Here is a 13,730-nt window from a genome sequence, read left to right as displayed (position 1 = left end):
AAATCAACATTGTGCAAAATAAAGAAAAAACGGAGCATATAATATGGAAAAAATTCTTCTGGTTGAGGACAACCCTGCCGCCTCAGAACGAATCAGGAAATTCATTGAAAATATAGATCCCGGATATGAGGTCATCGTCTTTCCGATGGCGGGGGAGGCCTATTCCTATGCGTGCAGGGAGTCTGTTTCCCTGTTTATTTTGGATATCCAGCTGGCCGATTACAAAGGGACGAATCTTGCGAGGCAGCTTCGGGCGCTGGAGGCATATAAGTACACCCCGATTCTATTTGAAACAGCGCTGGCCGGAGAGGAGCTGACGGCATACCGGGATGTGCAGTGCTATGGATTTTTGATAAAGCCTTTTACGGAAACAGAATTTCGGGAGGCGTTTAACAGCGCTATTGGCTTATCCAGACAGCTTCGCCCCGCCGGGAAAAAGCTTTGCCTTGAGCAAAAACAGTTTATTTTAGAGTATGACGTGTCCAGTATTGTATATTTGGAAGCCTATGGCAAAAAAATAGTCATTCATACCGACAGCCCGCAGCTTGGGCAGAAGCAGGATACCATTTCGGGGTATTCCCTGGCGCGGCTGCTGGAGATGCTGAACGATCCGTCTTTCATCCAATGCCATAAAAGCTATCTTGTTAACCGGAGCTATATAGAAAAAGTCAACAAAACGGACAGGCAGATTGTGCTTAGAAACCACAGCGAAATCATTCCTGTGGGGACAAAGTACCAGTCTGCGCTATGGTGAACGGCATGGATACAATCTTAAAACTGCTGCAAATACTGCTGGATGCGGGACTGATTTTGCAGTGCTGTCAGGCCGTCTTTAAACAAAGAGAGGACAGGGAGAAAAAAGACTTCCTGCTGTTACCCATCATTACGATTTTTTTTATGGCAGCGAGAGCGGAGCTGTCGGTTGGAAGCAGTCCGTCAGGACCACAGTTTGCCGCAGAAGGGTATGAAATTGCGCCCTCCAATAATGTGGTATTGCTGCTGATTCTGATCCTGCTGATTTTACTGATGAACAGCGTCTATTATAAATTACCGGATAATGGCTGGGCGTTTTGCGGAACCATGGCAGTTGTTTCACTTTATCTGCTGGTTCGGACCGTCAGTGTGGCCCTGCTCTCCCTTTGCGGCATATGGGGCAATGGAATCCTGATCGGCAGCAGGCTGTTGTCGCTTTTATTTATCTTCCTTCTGTCCCATACAGACGCCTTTGACCGGGGCAGAGATACGATGAAAGATGGCGGCTTTACCGCAAGGCTTGTATCTGCCAATATTGGAATTATCCTGATTATGGCGCTCTCCATTTTTTCTTTCGATATCAGCCGTTTTATGGGGCATTTAAGAATCATCGGCGTTATCCTGCTTTTCTGTCTTCTGGCTGACGGTGTGCTGCTGTATTACAATCAGCGGAGAATCCAGGAGCAGAAGTATATCCAGATGATAGAACAGTATGTACCGATTGTAGAGGAATTGATTTCCCAGGTCAGGGCACGGCAGCACGAATTTAACAACCGTATTATGTCCATAGAATCCGCCGTAAGCTCCGCCGCAACACTGGAAGAGGCGAAAGAAAATGTGGCGGCACTGATGAAAGGGATATCGCTCTCTCCCAGGGATCGTGACTTACTGGTCTGTGACAGTAAAATAATCGCGGGGATGCTGTATGGCAAAGTAAAACAGGCTGAATTTTTAGATATCAGCATAGAACTTGACTTTCAAGGTCTGTTTAAGAAAAGCGCCACACCGGAGACTGAATGGATTGAGGTAATCGGTATCCTGCTTGACAACGCGCTGGAAGCTTCTTCGGCCGGGGATACCGTTTATTTGAAAACCCGCCAGGAGGATCGATATCTGGAATTAACCGTGTGGAATCCGGCAGCGCCTTTATCCAATACGGAATTCATGAAACTGTTTGGCAAAGGCGTTACCACGAAAAAGGACCGGTCTTCCCACGGTTTTGGACTCTACAACGTGCTTAAGCTGGCGGAACGCTGCCATGGGAAAATTGTGACACGGAATGAAACAGTGGGTCAGAAGAATTATGTGGTCTTTGGCATTCTTCTTCCGTAGGACAGAACGCTAACGTATCGGTGAAGAATAAAGGTATAAACGTGGGGTTTAAGGGAATGAAAATCATTTTGTTCCCCTAAACCCCACACTGGTTCCCGGCTTATTGATGCAACCAAAGTATACTGATATACTTGAAAAAAAACAAGAAGGGAATGATTGAAATGTTTTATTTAATGAAAACGGAATGGAAAAAGGTCCGGGTGCCTGTATTGATGATCACGCTGCTTTTGACTGCGGTATCCTGTATTTTGACCTGTACACTGGATAAGAGTTACCGGCTGTGGTTCCGGCTGGATTCCTGGGAAATCGGAACGGCATTTTTCGCCCTGCTGTTTCCCTTATTTGTGGTAATACCGGTGTGCTGGAATCTATATTATGAGCGGAAAAATAACTTTTTACTGTATGTGCTGCCGCGTGTCAGGCAGAGAAGGTATCTGACCGCAAAATGGCTGGTCTATGCATTATCTGCATTTTCGATCCTGTTCATCCCCCTGATGCTGTCGGCCGCCGCTGCATTATACGTGAATCAGCCGGTGCTTTATGAAAATGAATCCTTTAGCCATGTTCTGATGGAAACCTATACTCAGACGCCTCTGGTCTATGCATTTCTCCTGTCAATGTGGAAAGGAATGATCGGGGTCCTGGTTATGACCTTGGGGTTTGTTTTATCCATGTATGTAAAAAATATCTTCGTGATTCTGACTGGCCCGTTTATCTATCTGATACTGGAAAATTTTATTCTGTCCATCCTGCAGCTGCCTAAATACCGGCTTGTTACAGCTTTTGAACCGACGAGTATGGCAGACGATGCGATCACGGCCGGTTCTATGATAGTGGGGCCTGTGCTGCTGGTTATCGTGATTATTGTTTCTGCGCTTTATTTGACGAGAATCAAAAAGGCTTCTGTGGCAGAGGGATAGGAGGAGATGGCTTTGAGGATGCTGGCAAGAAACCATATACGGCTTACCATGCGCGGAAAGCTGCCTGTTTTTCTCGCAGGCTGTCTGGTTTTTTCACTCAGCGGCAGGATCAATACCAGACTGACCTTTGAGCAGTACTTACTGTCTGTTGTCTCCGACCACTATTATCTGATTTATTTTGTAATTCCAATGGTACTTCTTACTTATTATTCCTGGATGGAAGATGACAGCGAAATCACCATCCTGCGTTTTCGCAGCTATTTCTCCTATTTTTGCAGGAAATGGCTGGCTGCCGGAGCGGCTGCACTTGCAATCCTCTCCGTTCAAACTGCGGTGATTCTTTTGACCGGCGCCGGACTCGCCGGCGGCAATCACTGGGGGCTTTTGGAGGGGACAGCCGTTTCGGAACTATTCTCTGTTCTGGAACGGTATTTTAAAAATCCAGCGTCTGCGTTTGCAGCGTATTCTGGGTTTCAGATGGCGGGAACCTGGTTTATGGCAGGCTTTTGCATGTGGCTTGGCCACTTTGCCGGAAGCAGATGGACGGTGTGGATTCTTATGTTTCTCTACGTGCTTGCCGCTGTGTGGATCAAAATACCGCTTCTGCAGGGGTTTCCTGTCACAGGACTGAATCATCTGCTGATCCTGCATCACAGCCTGGGAGGCGGCCGTATGGCTGTCACAGTCGTCACGGTCAGCCTGCTGACAATTATAATGCTGGTGACGGCACGTTTTCTATGGCGGTTCCGGTTTCGATATGTACCTGTCTTTCACCGGGGACTGGTTCCGTATTATATGAGAAAATTATGCTCAAAAAAGAATCTGGCGGTTCTGTGTGCTGTGATTGCCGTAATCGCAGGATATAAGGGACTTACTTATCCGAACGAAAGTACGGCAGAAGATTGGGTCTTTCTTTTGTTTTCCGGACATGGGACCGGTTACCTGCATATTCTGTCTTTCCTTGAGATGCTGATTGTAAACGGTTCTCCAATCTATTTACTGGCGGCTTTCATGGAAGAGACGGTGAGCGGTCAGTCGCTGTTCGTTTCAATCCGGGCAGAAGGGCGGCGGCGAATGGTGCTCTCTCTATGGACCGCAAGTTTCCTGTTTCTTTTCCTGTACTGCGTGTTTTGGCTAATTGGCGGATTACTTGGAATTCAGTTTTTGGGATTTCCGATTACGAAAAATGGGTGGAAATGGCTTACCGGCTCCGTCAGCCTGAAATTTTGCGATATGCTGTTTCAATATATGGTGATGTTTACCATCTATCTCTGCACGAAACAGATCACGGCAGGATTCCTGGCGTTAATCGGGGGCAATTTTTTATGCGTCCTGCCGTTTGGAATTGCGGCATTTTGTCCTTTTGGCTTGTCAAGTATGGTCAGGATGGGGACAATAGGGACGTCCCAGGGAATCACGTTTCTGATTGTTTTTGACATTCAGATTTTGATGATTCTATTTTGGGGGATGTGGAACTTGAGATATGGATATCGGAGGTTGTTCCGTTAAGAGTAATGAAATGATAAAACCATAAAATCAGGAGGAAGTAATGGACGCATATATTGAACTTAAGAATATAACAAAATGCTTTGGACAAAACGTTATATTGGAAAATATCTCCTTTGCAGTGAAGCAGGGAGCGGCAGTGGGCCTTGTGGGGGCCAACGGGAGCGGAAAATCCGTATTATTTAAAATTCTCTGCGGTTTTGAAAGTCCGGATTCAGGCCAGGTTCTTATTCGCGGTAAACAGTTGGGGAAGGGGCGGGATTTTCCTGAACAGGTCGGTGTATTTATCAATTCCCCTGGTTTTGTCGGTATCTATAGCGGCCTGCAGAACTTAAAATTTCTGGCTGCCATTCAGGGTAAGATTGGTGAAAAAGAAGTTCGGGAGGCCATGCTGAAGGTGGGGCTGGACCCTGACAACAGAACAAAAGTGGATAATTACTCTCTTGGTATGAAACAAAAGCTTGGCCTGGCACAGGCGATTATGGAAAACCAGGATATACTTGTTCTGGATGAACCGTTTAATGCGCTGGATTATAAGACTTATGAGGAGATGAAGCAGATGCTGCTGGAACTAAAAGCGGAAGGAAAAACGATTTTTCTCACGTCCCATCATTACCAGGATATTGAACTGCTGTGCGACCAAATTTATCTGATTGAAGATCATAAAATTGTTTCGGCATGAAAATATGGGCAATACTCAAAATTTTTATCCAGCGATTTGCCGGTGTCTACCAACTCCGGGAGATATACGAAACAGTCAACCATCAGAAGGCATATCGTTATGTGAAACAGTGTATTGCAAAGAATTAGCCGTTGGATGAGAAAATTGTGAAGGATATCCATGTATTGCTGATGGTTTATTAGAGAAGAGGGGCTGATATTAACGATAAACGCAGTAAAGTATACGCATGTATGCAATTGCACTTAAAAGACTGTATGATGATATAATCGAGGAAAGAGCGAGGCCGTCGATATCCGGCATCTTCCGGTCGATGAGGATCATATCGTAATAATTCCTGTGTCCCACATCGATTGTACCCGTTCGATGGCCCTGCGTCCGCTGTCCCCCCCATTCGGCGGTGATTTCCATTTCATTGAGCGTGGCTACGGCGCTTTCGCATACCGCCACGTCATAGTCCACTACCAGAGTCCTCAGAGCAACTGGGGTGGTTCCCTGGTGCCCACAAAATAGAACTCACCGCAAAAATCTATAAACCTCCTCGGCGCTTCTCCGATCGTACAATGCGTTGCAAAAAGCCTGAAACGTCTCCTGGGCCGTCATTGTTTTTTCCATCGATCTCCACCTTTCCATGACCAGCAATGGTTTTGCCCACGCCGGCGCCGCGGGGTATAGTATTTTCTTTTAAGGCTTCTCCTGCGCTTCAGAAAGGGGATCTGTAAACGAGTAAAAGTTTTTGTCACTTTTTTTGATCCTGTACATGGCCTGGTCGGCGCGGGAGAGAAGTTCCTTTTCGTCCTGACCATCCCTGGGATAGACGCTGATCCCGATACTGGCAGTCATTTCAACAAACAGATACTCTGAGAGCCTGAAAGGCTGCCTAATCTCAGAGAGAATCCGTTCGCAGACGTGCCGGATCTCTTCGTCCGCCATGATCCGGCTCAACAAGAGAACGAACTCGTCGCCGCCCATACGGGACACGATATCGCCGCCGCGCACGGCACGGATCAGCCGTCTGGCTGTCTCCTCCAATACCAGGTCACCCTTTTCATGGCCATAGGTGTCGTTGACCTCTTTGAATCCATCCAGATCCATGTAGAGGACAGCAAGCAGCTGCCCGCTGTTTTCTGCCTCCAGGAGCAGCCGGGACAAGATTTTGTGAAACAGTCTGCGGTTGGGAAGTCCGGTGAGTGCGTCGTAGTTTGCCATACGGGCTAACTTTTCCTCCGCCCGCTTCCGCACCTTGATTTCCTCCCGTAGTGCCTTCGTCCGCTCATCTACCAGAAAGCGCAGGTGCTCATATAAATAGGCGTTTTCAAGAGAAATGGCCAGCTGTGCCGCAATGGGCATGAGGTTTTCTTTTCTCCGCTGGTCAAAAACGCCCGCGGCCAGGTTGTTTTCCAGGTAAAGGATGCCCTTTAGCTCCCCCTTACTGAGGATTGGCATGCATAGGACTGACTTGCAGTGGTTCACTTTGATATGGATGTCCTTCCCGAAGACTCTGGAGTTCTCTCCGTCTTCCAGGATCACGGCCTCCAGTGTTCTTTCTGCATACGATACGATGCTCAGCGGAATATCCCGGTCCTCCGCCGGCCGCTTTGATACGATGCATACGTCCTTGGCCCCGGAATGGCCCTCCGCCTGGATCTCATACCCGGAATCTGTCTGGCTCAGATAGTAGATATGCTGTGCTCCCGCGCATTCCAGGAGACTGTGGATCAGCTTTTCCAGGATGCCTTCCAGTTCAAGTTCTTCCGAAATGGCCTGGGACGCCTTCAGCACAGAGCGCATATCCAGCGAAGCGGTGGTGCGGATAGAATCTTCAGACAGGGTGCTTTGCCGGCTATCGTTCTTCCACAGGCCCGCCAGATCCGGGTAGTCCTGCCGCATCCGGGCGCACTTACCCTCTGCACCCCAATGGCTGTACAGCCGGTAGGTATCCGACAGGTAGTGTCTGGCCGCCGATTTGATCCCCAGCCTCTCGTAGCGCAGCGCGGCCACATCGCAGAGGATGGCATGATGAAGGCTGCGGTCATGCTTTTTTGCGGCCTCCAGGGCATCTTCGTAAAGCTGCAGGGCCTCTCCGATACAGCCTTCGGCCGCTTTCCGCTCCGCCTCGATCACAAGATAAAGATGTCCATAATTGCAAAACGCGTCGCTGCTTCGTTCTTTCAGCCAGTCCTGGTTTTCTTCCAGGACACGCAAAAACATCGGCCTTGTCTCCGGCTCATAATCCCCGGTCTCCAGAACCTGGCAGATGGACAGGGAATACAGGAAATTGTGGAGCGCTACGTTGTAAAAGCTGGAAACATACGGGAGCAGAGGCACAGCGTCTCTGCACAGCCGGCAGGCCGTGGGATAATCCCGGTAGATTACTGCCGACAGAGCCCGAATGACATGGTAATAGCTGATTGCCTGCAGGTTATGGGAAAAACGCTCCAGATGGGCCTGTTCGGAAAATCCGTCTCCATCAAAGCTTCCGGTGAGGGAGAGCTCCCCGCGGATACTCCTGCACAGCTGTTGAAAACTCAAAAAGCTGCCCAAAGCATGGTCGCTGCCGGTTTTCTCTGCAAACTTAACTCCGGCCTGTACCTCGTTCCACAGCTCATCCACATGGGCCGCGCTTTCCATGACCGCCATCATTAGCCCATAATAGCCGTAGCAGGCGTACTCAAAGTCTCCCATCTGGGCGTTGCCCTTTATGGACTCCTTTGCATAGGGGATCTCATTGACCACATCTTCGAACCAATGGCCGGTATGGAGAGCAAACATACAGTAGATGGAGTGGATTACCTCCCTGTACTGGTGCTTTTCGGCCAGACGCATAGCCGACTTTCCGGCCGCGTAAGATGTCCGGTAATCCCTGCGCAGTTCCCCCAGAGGCATCATCACATTGGAATACATCTGCAGGGCATGAGGAGTATAGCCATGCCGGAACATGCGCCGCACAGCCGTAAATACCGTCCAGTAGGAATAATCGGGATTAAAGAAAAAGGTCGGGCCGCACAGGCGGCAGAGCAATTTACTGATCCCAGCCTCCACCGGGGCTTCGGCTTCTTTGAGATTCAGGATATCTTCCGCTCCAAGGGCCTCCAGCTCCTGATAAAAGGATGCGATATCCCGCTCCAGGGTCAGCTTAATATTTTCTTTGGGGAAGGTGACTCCCAGCTGTCTAAGCAGGGCGAGTCCGATCTCAAAGGCGTCCTCATACCGGCCCCGGTTGGAGAAGCTTGATATCTGCAGGCGGCAGCTGTCTACCAGCTCAGTGGGCTCCGTCACCAGATTACAGAGCATTCCGTAGATCCTGTCGCATTCTTCCTCTTTAACAAGATTGCACAGCGCCGCATGATATTCCATGTAGATTTTGGTGAGGAACGGGCGGTTTTCCGGGCGCTTCAACTCCGGCTGGGAGAGAAGGAGGTTAAGGTACCGCTCCGCAGTATCGAAGGCGGATACCAGCCCGCACCGGTGCGCCGTATCCAGCAGGAACTCCTGAATCCGGCGCCGTTCTTCCTGATCCTCCGCCTCCCCAAGCCCTATTGCGTAGTGGTCCGCGATTTCAAATACCCGTTCGTCCAGATCGCCTGCGGCGCACAAGCGTTCCTCATACCGCTTTCCAAGCAGGTAATGGACATTTGTCCGCACCTTTTCAGGCAGGGCCGTATAGAACACCTGCTGAAACCGGTCGTGGGCAAACTGATACATGGTCTTCAGGCCGGTTTTCCCATCCTTTTCTATGGGATAAACCGCCTCCTGTGCCACCGCCGTAATCAGCCTGCGGTTGATTTCACGTTCCGGCAGGCCACAGACAGAGGACAAATCCTCCACAGAAAAGCTCTGACCGATACAGGCGCCAAAGGACAGCAGAGAGATTGTCTCCTCCGAAAACTGATTCAGATTTTCCGTCAGGAAGTCCACTACATTCTCCTGAGCGGGGCAGGCCCGGATTTCCGCCTCCTTCCAGCTCCAGCTTCCGGTGTCCATATCCAGCTTCAGGTAGCCTTTTGAATGGCACAGCCGCAGAAACTGCTTGATGTAAAATGGATTTCCCTTGGTCTTCCTATAAAGGATTTCCGCCAGCGCGGAAGTCGTGTCCGCTTCCGTTTTGAATATATCTCCCAGCATCTGTGCGGTGCTTTCCGGGTCCAGCCCTTTTAAGTTGAGCTGCGTGACCCGCCCGCCCCGCTGTATGATTTTATTCAGGCTGAGGGTGAGCGGATGTTCGCTGCTTACCTCATTGTCGCGATAGCAGACGATAATCATTAAATCGTGGATATCCTCATTTTTGAACAGCTCTTCCAGCATTTCCAGGGAGCCCATATCCGCCCGGTGCACATCGTCCAAAAACAGAACCAGAGGATGCTCCGGTGCAGCCAGCAGGGACAGAAGCTTTTCCAACACGGCTTTGAACCTGGTCCGCTCCTCCAGCGGCCCCATGTCCTTAGCGGTTGGCTGATTGCCGGTCAGCAGGGCCAGTTCCGCCACTTTACCGGTCAGCAAAGCCGCGTCTCCGCCCAGGTGCTCCGACAGTGTCTGTTTCCACTTGACGATACTCTCCTCCGGCTCCATGAAGATCATGCTGCAAAATTGTTTTATGGCTTCAAAGAAGGCAAAGTAGGGTACGTTGGCGTGATACTGGTCAAACTTTCCTTGCAGAAACATACCGCTGGTCCGCTGAGCCGCCTCCTGAAGCTGATTGACCAGCGAGGTCTTTCCAATGCCGGAATAGCCGCTGATGGAGACAAGAATCTTGGAACCGGACGCCACTTCCTTGAAGTCACTCTGCAGCTGGGTGATTTGTTCTTCCCGCCCATACAGCCGGTGGGTGAATTCAAATCGCCGGCTGAAATCCTTTTCGCCAAGCACGAATGCCTTTTCCCTTTGGCACCGGGTCAGATCATAAAGAAGGCCCTCGCTGCTTAAATAGCGGTCTTTTGCCATCTTGGACAGGAGCTTATCTATGACGTCCGCAAGCATGGGAGGCACATTGGGCAAAATTACGCGAAGATTCGGCGGTGTCTTCGCAATATGAGAAAAAACCAGTTCTGTGGGGGTCTCCGCATCAAATGGATGACGCCCTGTCAGCATTTGATACAATGTTATGCCCAGGGAATAAAAATCTGCGCGATAATCCAACTCCGCATTCATTCGCCCGGTCTGCTCCGGGGCGATGTAGCGGAGAGTCCCCTCAATATTATCAAGTCGGGTCCCCGACATCTGTTCGTGCATAAACATGGAGGAGATACCGAAGTCCAGCACTACCACCCGGCCGGACTCCGCGTCATACATGATATTGGAGGGGTTTATATCTTTGTGGATGATGCCCGCCTCGTGTATGTCCCGCAGGCCCATCACCAGCTGTTTTGCGATCCGGTAGAAATCCGACATCTCCAGGGCGCCCTGTTTCAGCAGCCTGCTCAGCGTGATCCCCGGACAGAATTCCTCCACCAGATAGCAGCGCTCGTCCAGCGTGACCTCGCCAAGCGCCTTTACCACATAAGGGCTGTCTATCCGCTGCATGATCTGATATTCGCGCCGCAGCCGCGCAGCCGCCTCCTGAGTCATATGTTCCTGGCCTCCGGTCTTAAGTACCACCCAGCTGCCGGTGTGGCTGTCCTTTCCGCGAAGCAGTTTGCTGGACGGAGAGATATATATCACTTCTAAATTCGTATATTGACACATCACATGCTCACCCCTTCCGTAAAAAGTACTCGTCTTTATCGCCGGCCTTTGCAGCATACATGGCCTCGCGGGCCCGGCGTATTATTTCATCCAATGATTCCTCTGCATTCCGGAGTACTGTGCCGGCAAAGCAGGTCACCGAATCCGGGTCCACGTAACGGCTTTCATAATAAGCCCGGAGAATAGCTGTTTCTTTCTTATGGGCAACTTCCATGGAGCTTATGTGGCTCATCACAATCAGAAATTCATCCCCGCCCAGCCGGACCAGCACATCGTCCACCCGGGTGTGGGCACGCAGAAGGGAGGCGAAGTGGAAGATCAAATGATCGCCCTCCACATAACCGTACTTCTCGTTGAACTTTTTCAATCCGTCCAGTTCAAACAGATAAACAGCGGAGGAAGACTCATGCCGCAGTGATTTGGCTATGGTGTACAATCCCCGGCGGTTGAGCAGGCCGGTCATGGTGTCTCTGCAGTCCTCATCCTGTAAGGACTGTATTCGTGCCTGAAGAGTGTGGAGGCTCATCGCCCGCAGGACCCTCCTGCGCAGCGACTCCTGATTGTGGGGCTTAGCCGCATAGTCGGCGGCGCCAAGTTCCATGGCGCTGCGCTCCAGTTCCATGTCCAACGGTCCCGTAGCGACGCACGGCGTCTCCCAGGCGCCCCGCTCCTTTTGAATCGCAGTCAGGATATCAGCGCCGCCTTGGAGTGTTAAGCTAAGAATCACGGCCGATATCTGATGCGGATGGTTTCCCAGGGTTTTAACTGCCTGCTCATAGCTGGCCGCCTCCAGTACCTTGAAGCAGTCGGAGAAGGCTCTATGCATCTGGGCACGGTATTCCTTGTCCTCATCGGCCACCAGCAGAACCCTGTCCATGCGGTCCGCAGAGCCGGCAGACCGGCTGTTATTTATATCTGCGGGAGGGGCCTGCGCTGTCAAGACCAAAACAAAATTCTCCACAGGCATAGGCTTGGCAAAATAATAGCCCTGGGCGTAGTCACACCCATCGTTTTGAAGCCTCTCCAACTGTTCCCGGGTCTCCACGCCCTCAGCCACCACGCTCAATTTCATCCAACGGGCCAGGTCCACGATAAAGCGCAGGATGCCCTGGCCGGTGGGTCTTGTAATCTCAGTCTGGATAAACTTCATATCCAGTTTCAGCACGTCGATAGGCATTTCAGTGAGCATATTCAGCGAAGAGTAGCCGCTGCCGAAATCGTCCATCTCAATGACGAAGCCCAGCCTGCGCAGAGTGCCCAGGGTCTCAATGAGCTGTCTTGAAGTATCCGTGTACGCGCTCTCCGTGATCTCCAGGTGCAGACGGGAGGGAGAAAGTCCGTGCCGTTGTACGATCCCTGTGAGAAGATCCACCAGGTTTGTGTTGTAAATATCCATCCGTGAGACGTTGACGGAAATGTTAATACGTGGATAGCCCTTCTCATCCCATGACTGCATCAGTGCGCAGACCCGCTCCCAGACATATTGATCCAGCTTAGTGATAAAGCCGTTGCGCTCAAATATGGGGATGAACTCCGCAGGCGGCTGCAGGCCCCATTCCGGGTGGTTCCAGCGCACCAGCGCCTCGGCCCCCGCCAGCCGGCCATCCCGGATCTGGTACTTTGGCTGTAAGTAGACCTCAAACTGACCCGTGGCCAGAGCCGTCTCCATGCCGTCCGTGATGGCCTGCCGGCGCAGCAGCGTGCCCCGCAGTTTGTCATCGTAGAGGGCAAAGTGTCTGCCATACTTTCCCTTGATGCTGTGCGCCGCCAGCAGCGCCCGGTCACACATCTGCTCTACGGAGACATCCCGGTCCTCCACTGTGTAGATGCCGTATTTCATGATTACATTCTGATCGCCAAATCCGTGGTTGATCCTGCTGTCGGCCTGGGTGAACATCTCGTCCGCATAGTCGTCGCGGTGCTCCAGGAGACAGGCGAACTGATCCGCGTTCAGGCGGCCGCAGACCCCGTGATCCCCCAGCCGCTGGGTGCAGAGCTCCGCCACCTGCCGCAGCAGGCGGTCGCCCGCGGCCATGCCGAAGGTGTCGTTGATCAGTTTGAAGTCCTCAATGTCGGAACAAAGGATATCATATTTCACATCCGGATTCCGTAACAGGATATCCCGGACCTGCTGGCAGAAATATTCCTTGCTGTACACCCCGGTGACCCGGTCATACTGGATCTGATGGATGAGGGCAGAGGTCTCCCGCAGGCGGATGATGCCGGCTGCCCGGTGTAAAATGACCTTGGCACTGTAGGGCTTGGCGATGAAGTCTGTGGCCCCGCTGGAAAGCGCGGCCACCTCATCCGCTTCACTGTTGTTAGATGTTGTGACAATGACCGGGATAGAATTCAGCCTGTGATCTGCTTTCAGATGTTTCAAAAAGGTGTAGCCATCCATAACCGGCATAACAATATCCAGCAGGATCAGAGATATTCCCTCTCTGTATTTTTCCAGCAGCGACAGGGCCTGTTCACCGTTTTCGGCCTCCAGAACCGTATATTGAGAAGACAGGATGACACACAGCGCCGCGCGGTTGATCTCATTGTCTTCAACCACTAAAATTTTTCTTTCTAATAACATTGCTCACACTCAATCCTTCATATTCATGCATACTCATGCATGTTCATGTATATATGTATATAATTTCAATTGTAAATGACACATATTTGTCATTTTTAATGACAAATAATGAGCTTTAATATTCTTAAATTATAGAATACATCTTTTTAGAGCAAATTTCAAGAGATTGTTCCCGATTGACAATGACACTTTGATGTCATTTTTGATGACAAATAATATTAATTTTGTTGCAAACTTAATCACTTTACGATATACTGGTATAAAAAAGGAGGAT

General features: G+C 50.6%; 7 protein-coding genes and 1 pseudogene. 5 read left to right on the top strand and 3 right to left on the bottom strand.

All coding sequences use genetic code 11. The annotated features are described in order from the left end of the window. The first annotated feature begins 43 nt into the window (after nucleotides 1-43). The 5 genes from H8S75_RS09725 to H8S75_RS09705 all read left to right on the top strand — a co-directional run bounded on the left by H8S75_RS09725 (nucleotide 44) and on the right by H8S75_RS09705 (nucleotide 5,193). Nucleotides 44-754, top strand: coding sequence for a LytR/AlgR family response regulator transcription factor (locus H8S75_RS09725; RefSeq protein ID WP_187021116.1), 711 nt, complete (start codon nucleotides 44-46; stop codon nucleotides 752-754). Nucleotides 755-759: 5 nt separating this feature from the next. Beyond that, entirely contained in the window at nucleotides 760-2,085 is a 1,326-nt protein-coding gene (locus H8S75_RS09720) for a sensor histidine kinase (protein WP_243270220.1), read from the top strand. 161 nt (nucleotides 2,086-2,246) lie between these two features. Beyond that, complete coding sequence (locus tag H8S75_RS09715; RefSeq protein ID WP_187021113.1) at nucleotides 2,247-3,005, top strand: hypothetical protein; 759 nt, start codon at nucleotides 2,247-2,249, stop codon at nucleotides 3,003-3,005. 12 nt (nucleotides 3,006-3,017) lie between these two features. Continuing rightward, nucleotides 3,018-4,514, top strand: a complete 1,497-nt coding sequence (locus H8S75_RS09710; RefSeq protein ID WP_187021111.1) for a hypothetical protein — start codon at nucleotides 3,018-3,020, stop codon at nucleotides 4,512-4,514. A gap of 40 nt (nucleotides 4,515-4,554) precedes the next feature. Further along, entirely contained in the window at nucleotides 4,555-5,193 is a 639-nt protein-coding gene (locus tag H8S75_RS09705; RefSeq protein ID WP_187021110.1) for an ABC transporter ATP-binding protein, read from the top strand. 279 nt (nucleotides 5,194-5,472) lie between these two features. Here the strand turns inward: H8S75_RS09705 and H8S75_RS09700 are convergent. The 3 genes and pseudogenes from H8S75_RS09700 to H8S75_RS09690 form a co-directional block, all read right to left on the bottom strand. Further along, nucleotides 5,473-5,667: pseudogene (locus tag H8S75_RS09700) on the bottom strand (response regulator); the annotation flags it as partial. Between the two features lie 207 nt (nucleotides 5,668-5,874). Continuing rightward, entirely contained in the window at nucleotides 5,875-10,872 is a 4,998-nt protein-coding gene (locus tag H8S75_RS09695; protein ID WP_243270235.1) for a diguanylate cyclase domain-containing protein, read from the bottom strand. 7 nt (nucleotides 10,873-10,879) lie between these two features. Further along, a complete protein-coding gene (locus tag H8S75_RS09690; RefSeq protein ID WP_187021102.1) occupies nucleotides 10,880-13,456 on the bottom strand; it encodes a bifunctional diguanylate cyclase/phosphodiesterase in 2,577 nt (858 codons plus the stop codon). Nucleotides 13,457-13,730 lie beyond the last annotated feature (274 nt).

Source organism: Hungatella hominis, from assembly GCF_014288005.1.
Lineage (GTDB): Bacteria > Bacillota > Clostridia > Lachnospirales > Lachnospiraceae > Hungatella > Hungatella effluvii.
The sequence above is the reverse complement of the archived record's forward strand: the minus strand, read 5'-3'. Positions and strand labels throughout refer to the sequence as shown.

Bases quoted from the DNA above. Each gene is read 5' to 3' on its own strand.
- H8S75_RS09695 (WP_243270235.1), bottom strand. From the start codon at position 10,872: ATGTGTCAATATACGAATTTAGAAGTGATATATATCTCTCCGTCCAGC.
- H8S75_RS09690 (WP_187021102.1), bottom strand. From the start codon at position 13,456: ATGTTATTAGAAAGAAAAATTTTAGTGGTTGAAGACAATGAGATCAAC.
- H8S75_RS09715 (WP_187021113.1), top strand. From the start codon at position 2,247: ATGTTTTATTTAATGAAAACGGAATGGAAAAAGGTCCGGGTGCCTGTA.
- H8S75_RS09725 (WP_187021116.1), top strand. From the start codon at position 44: ATGGAAAAAATTCTTCTGGTTGAGGACAACCCTGCCGCCTCAGAACGA.
- H8S75_RS09720 (WP_243270220.1), top strand. From the start codon at position 760: ATGGATACAATCTTAAAACTGCTGCAAATACTGCTGGATGCGGGACTG.
- H8S75_RS09705 (WP_187021110.1), top strand. From the start codon at position 4,555: ATGGACGCATATATTGAACTTAAGAATATAACAAAATGCTTTGGACAA.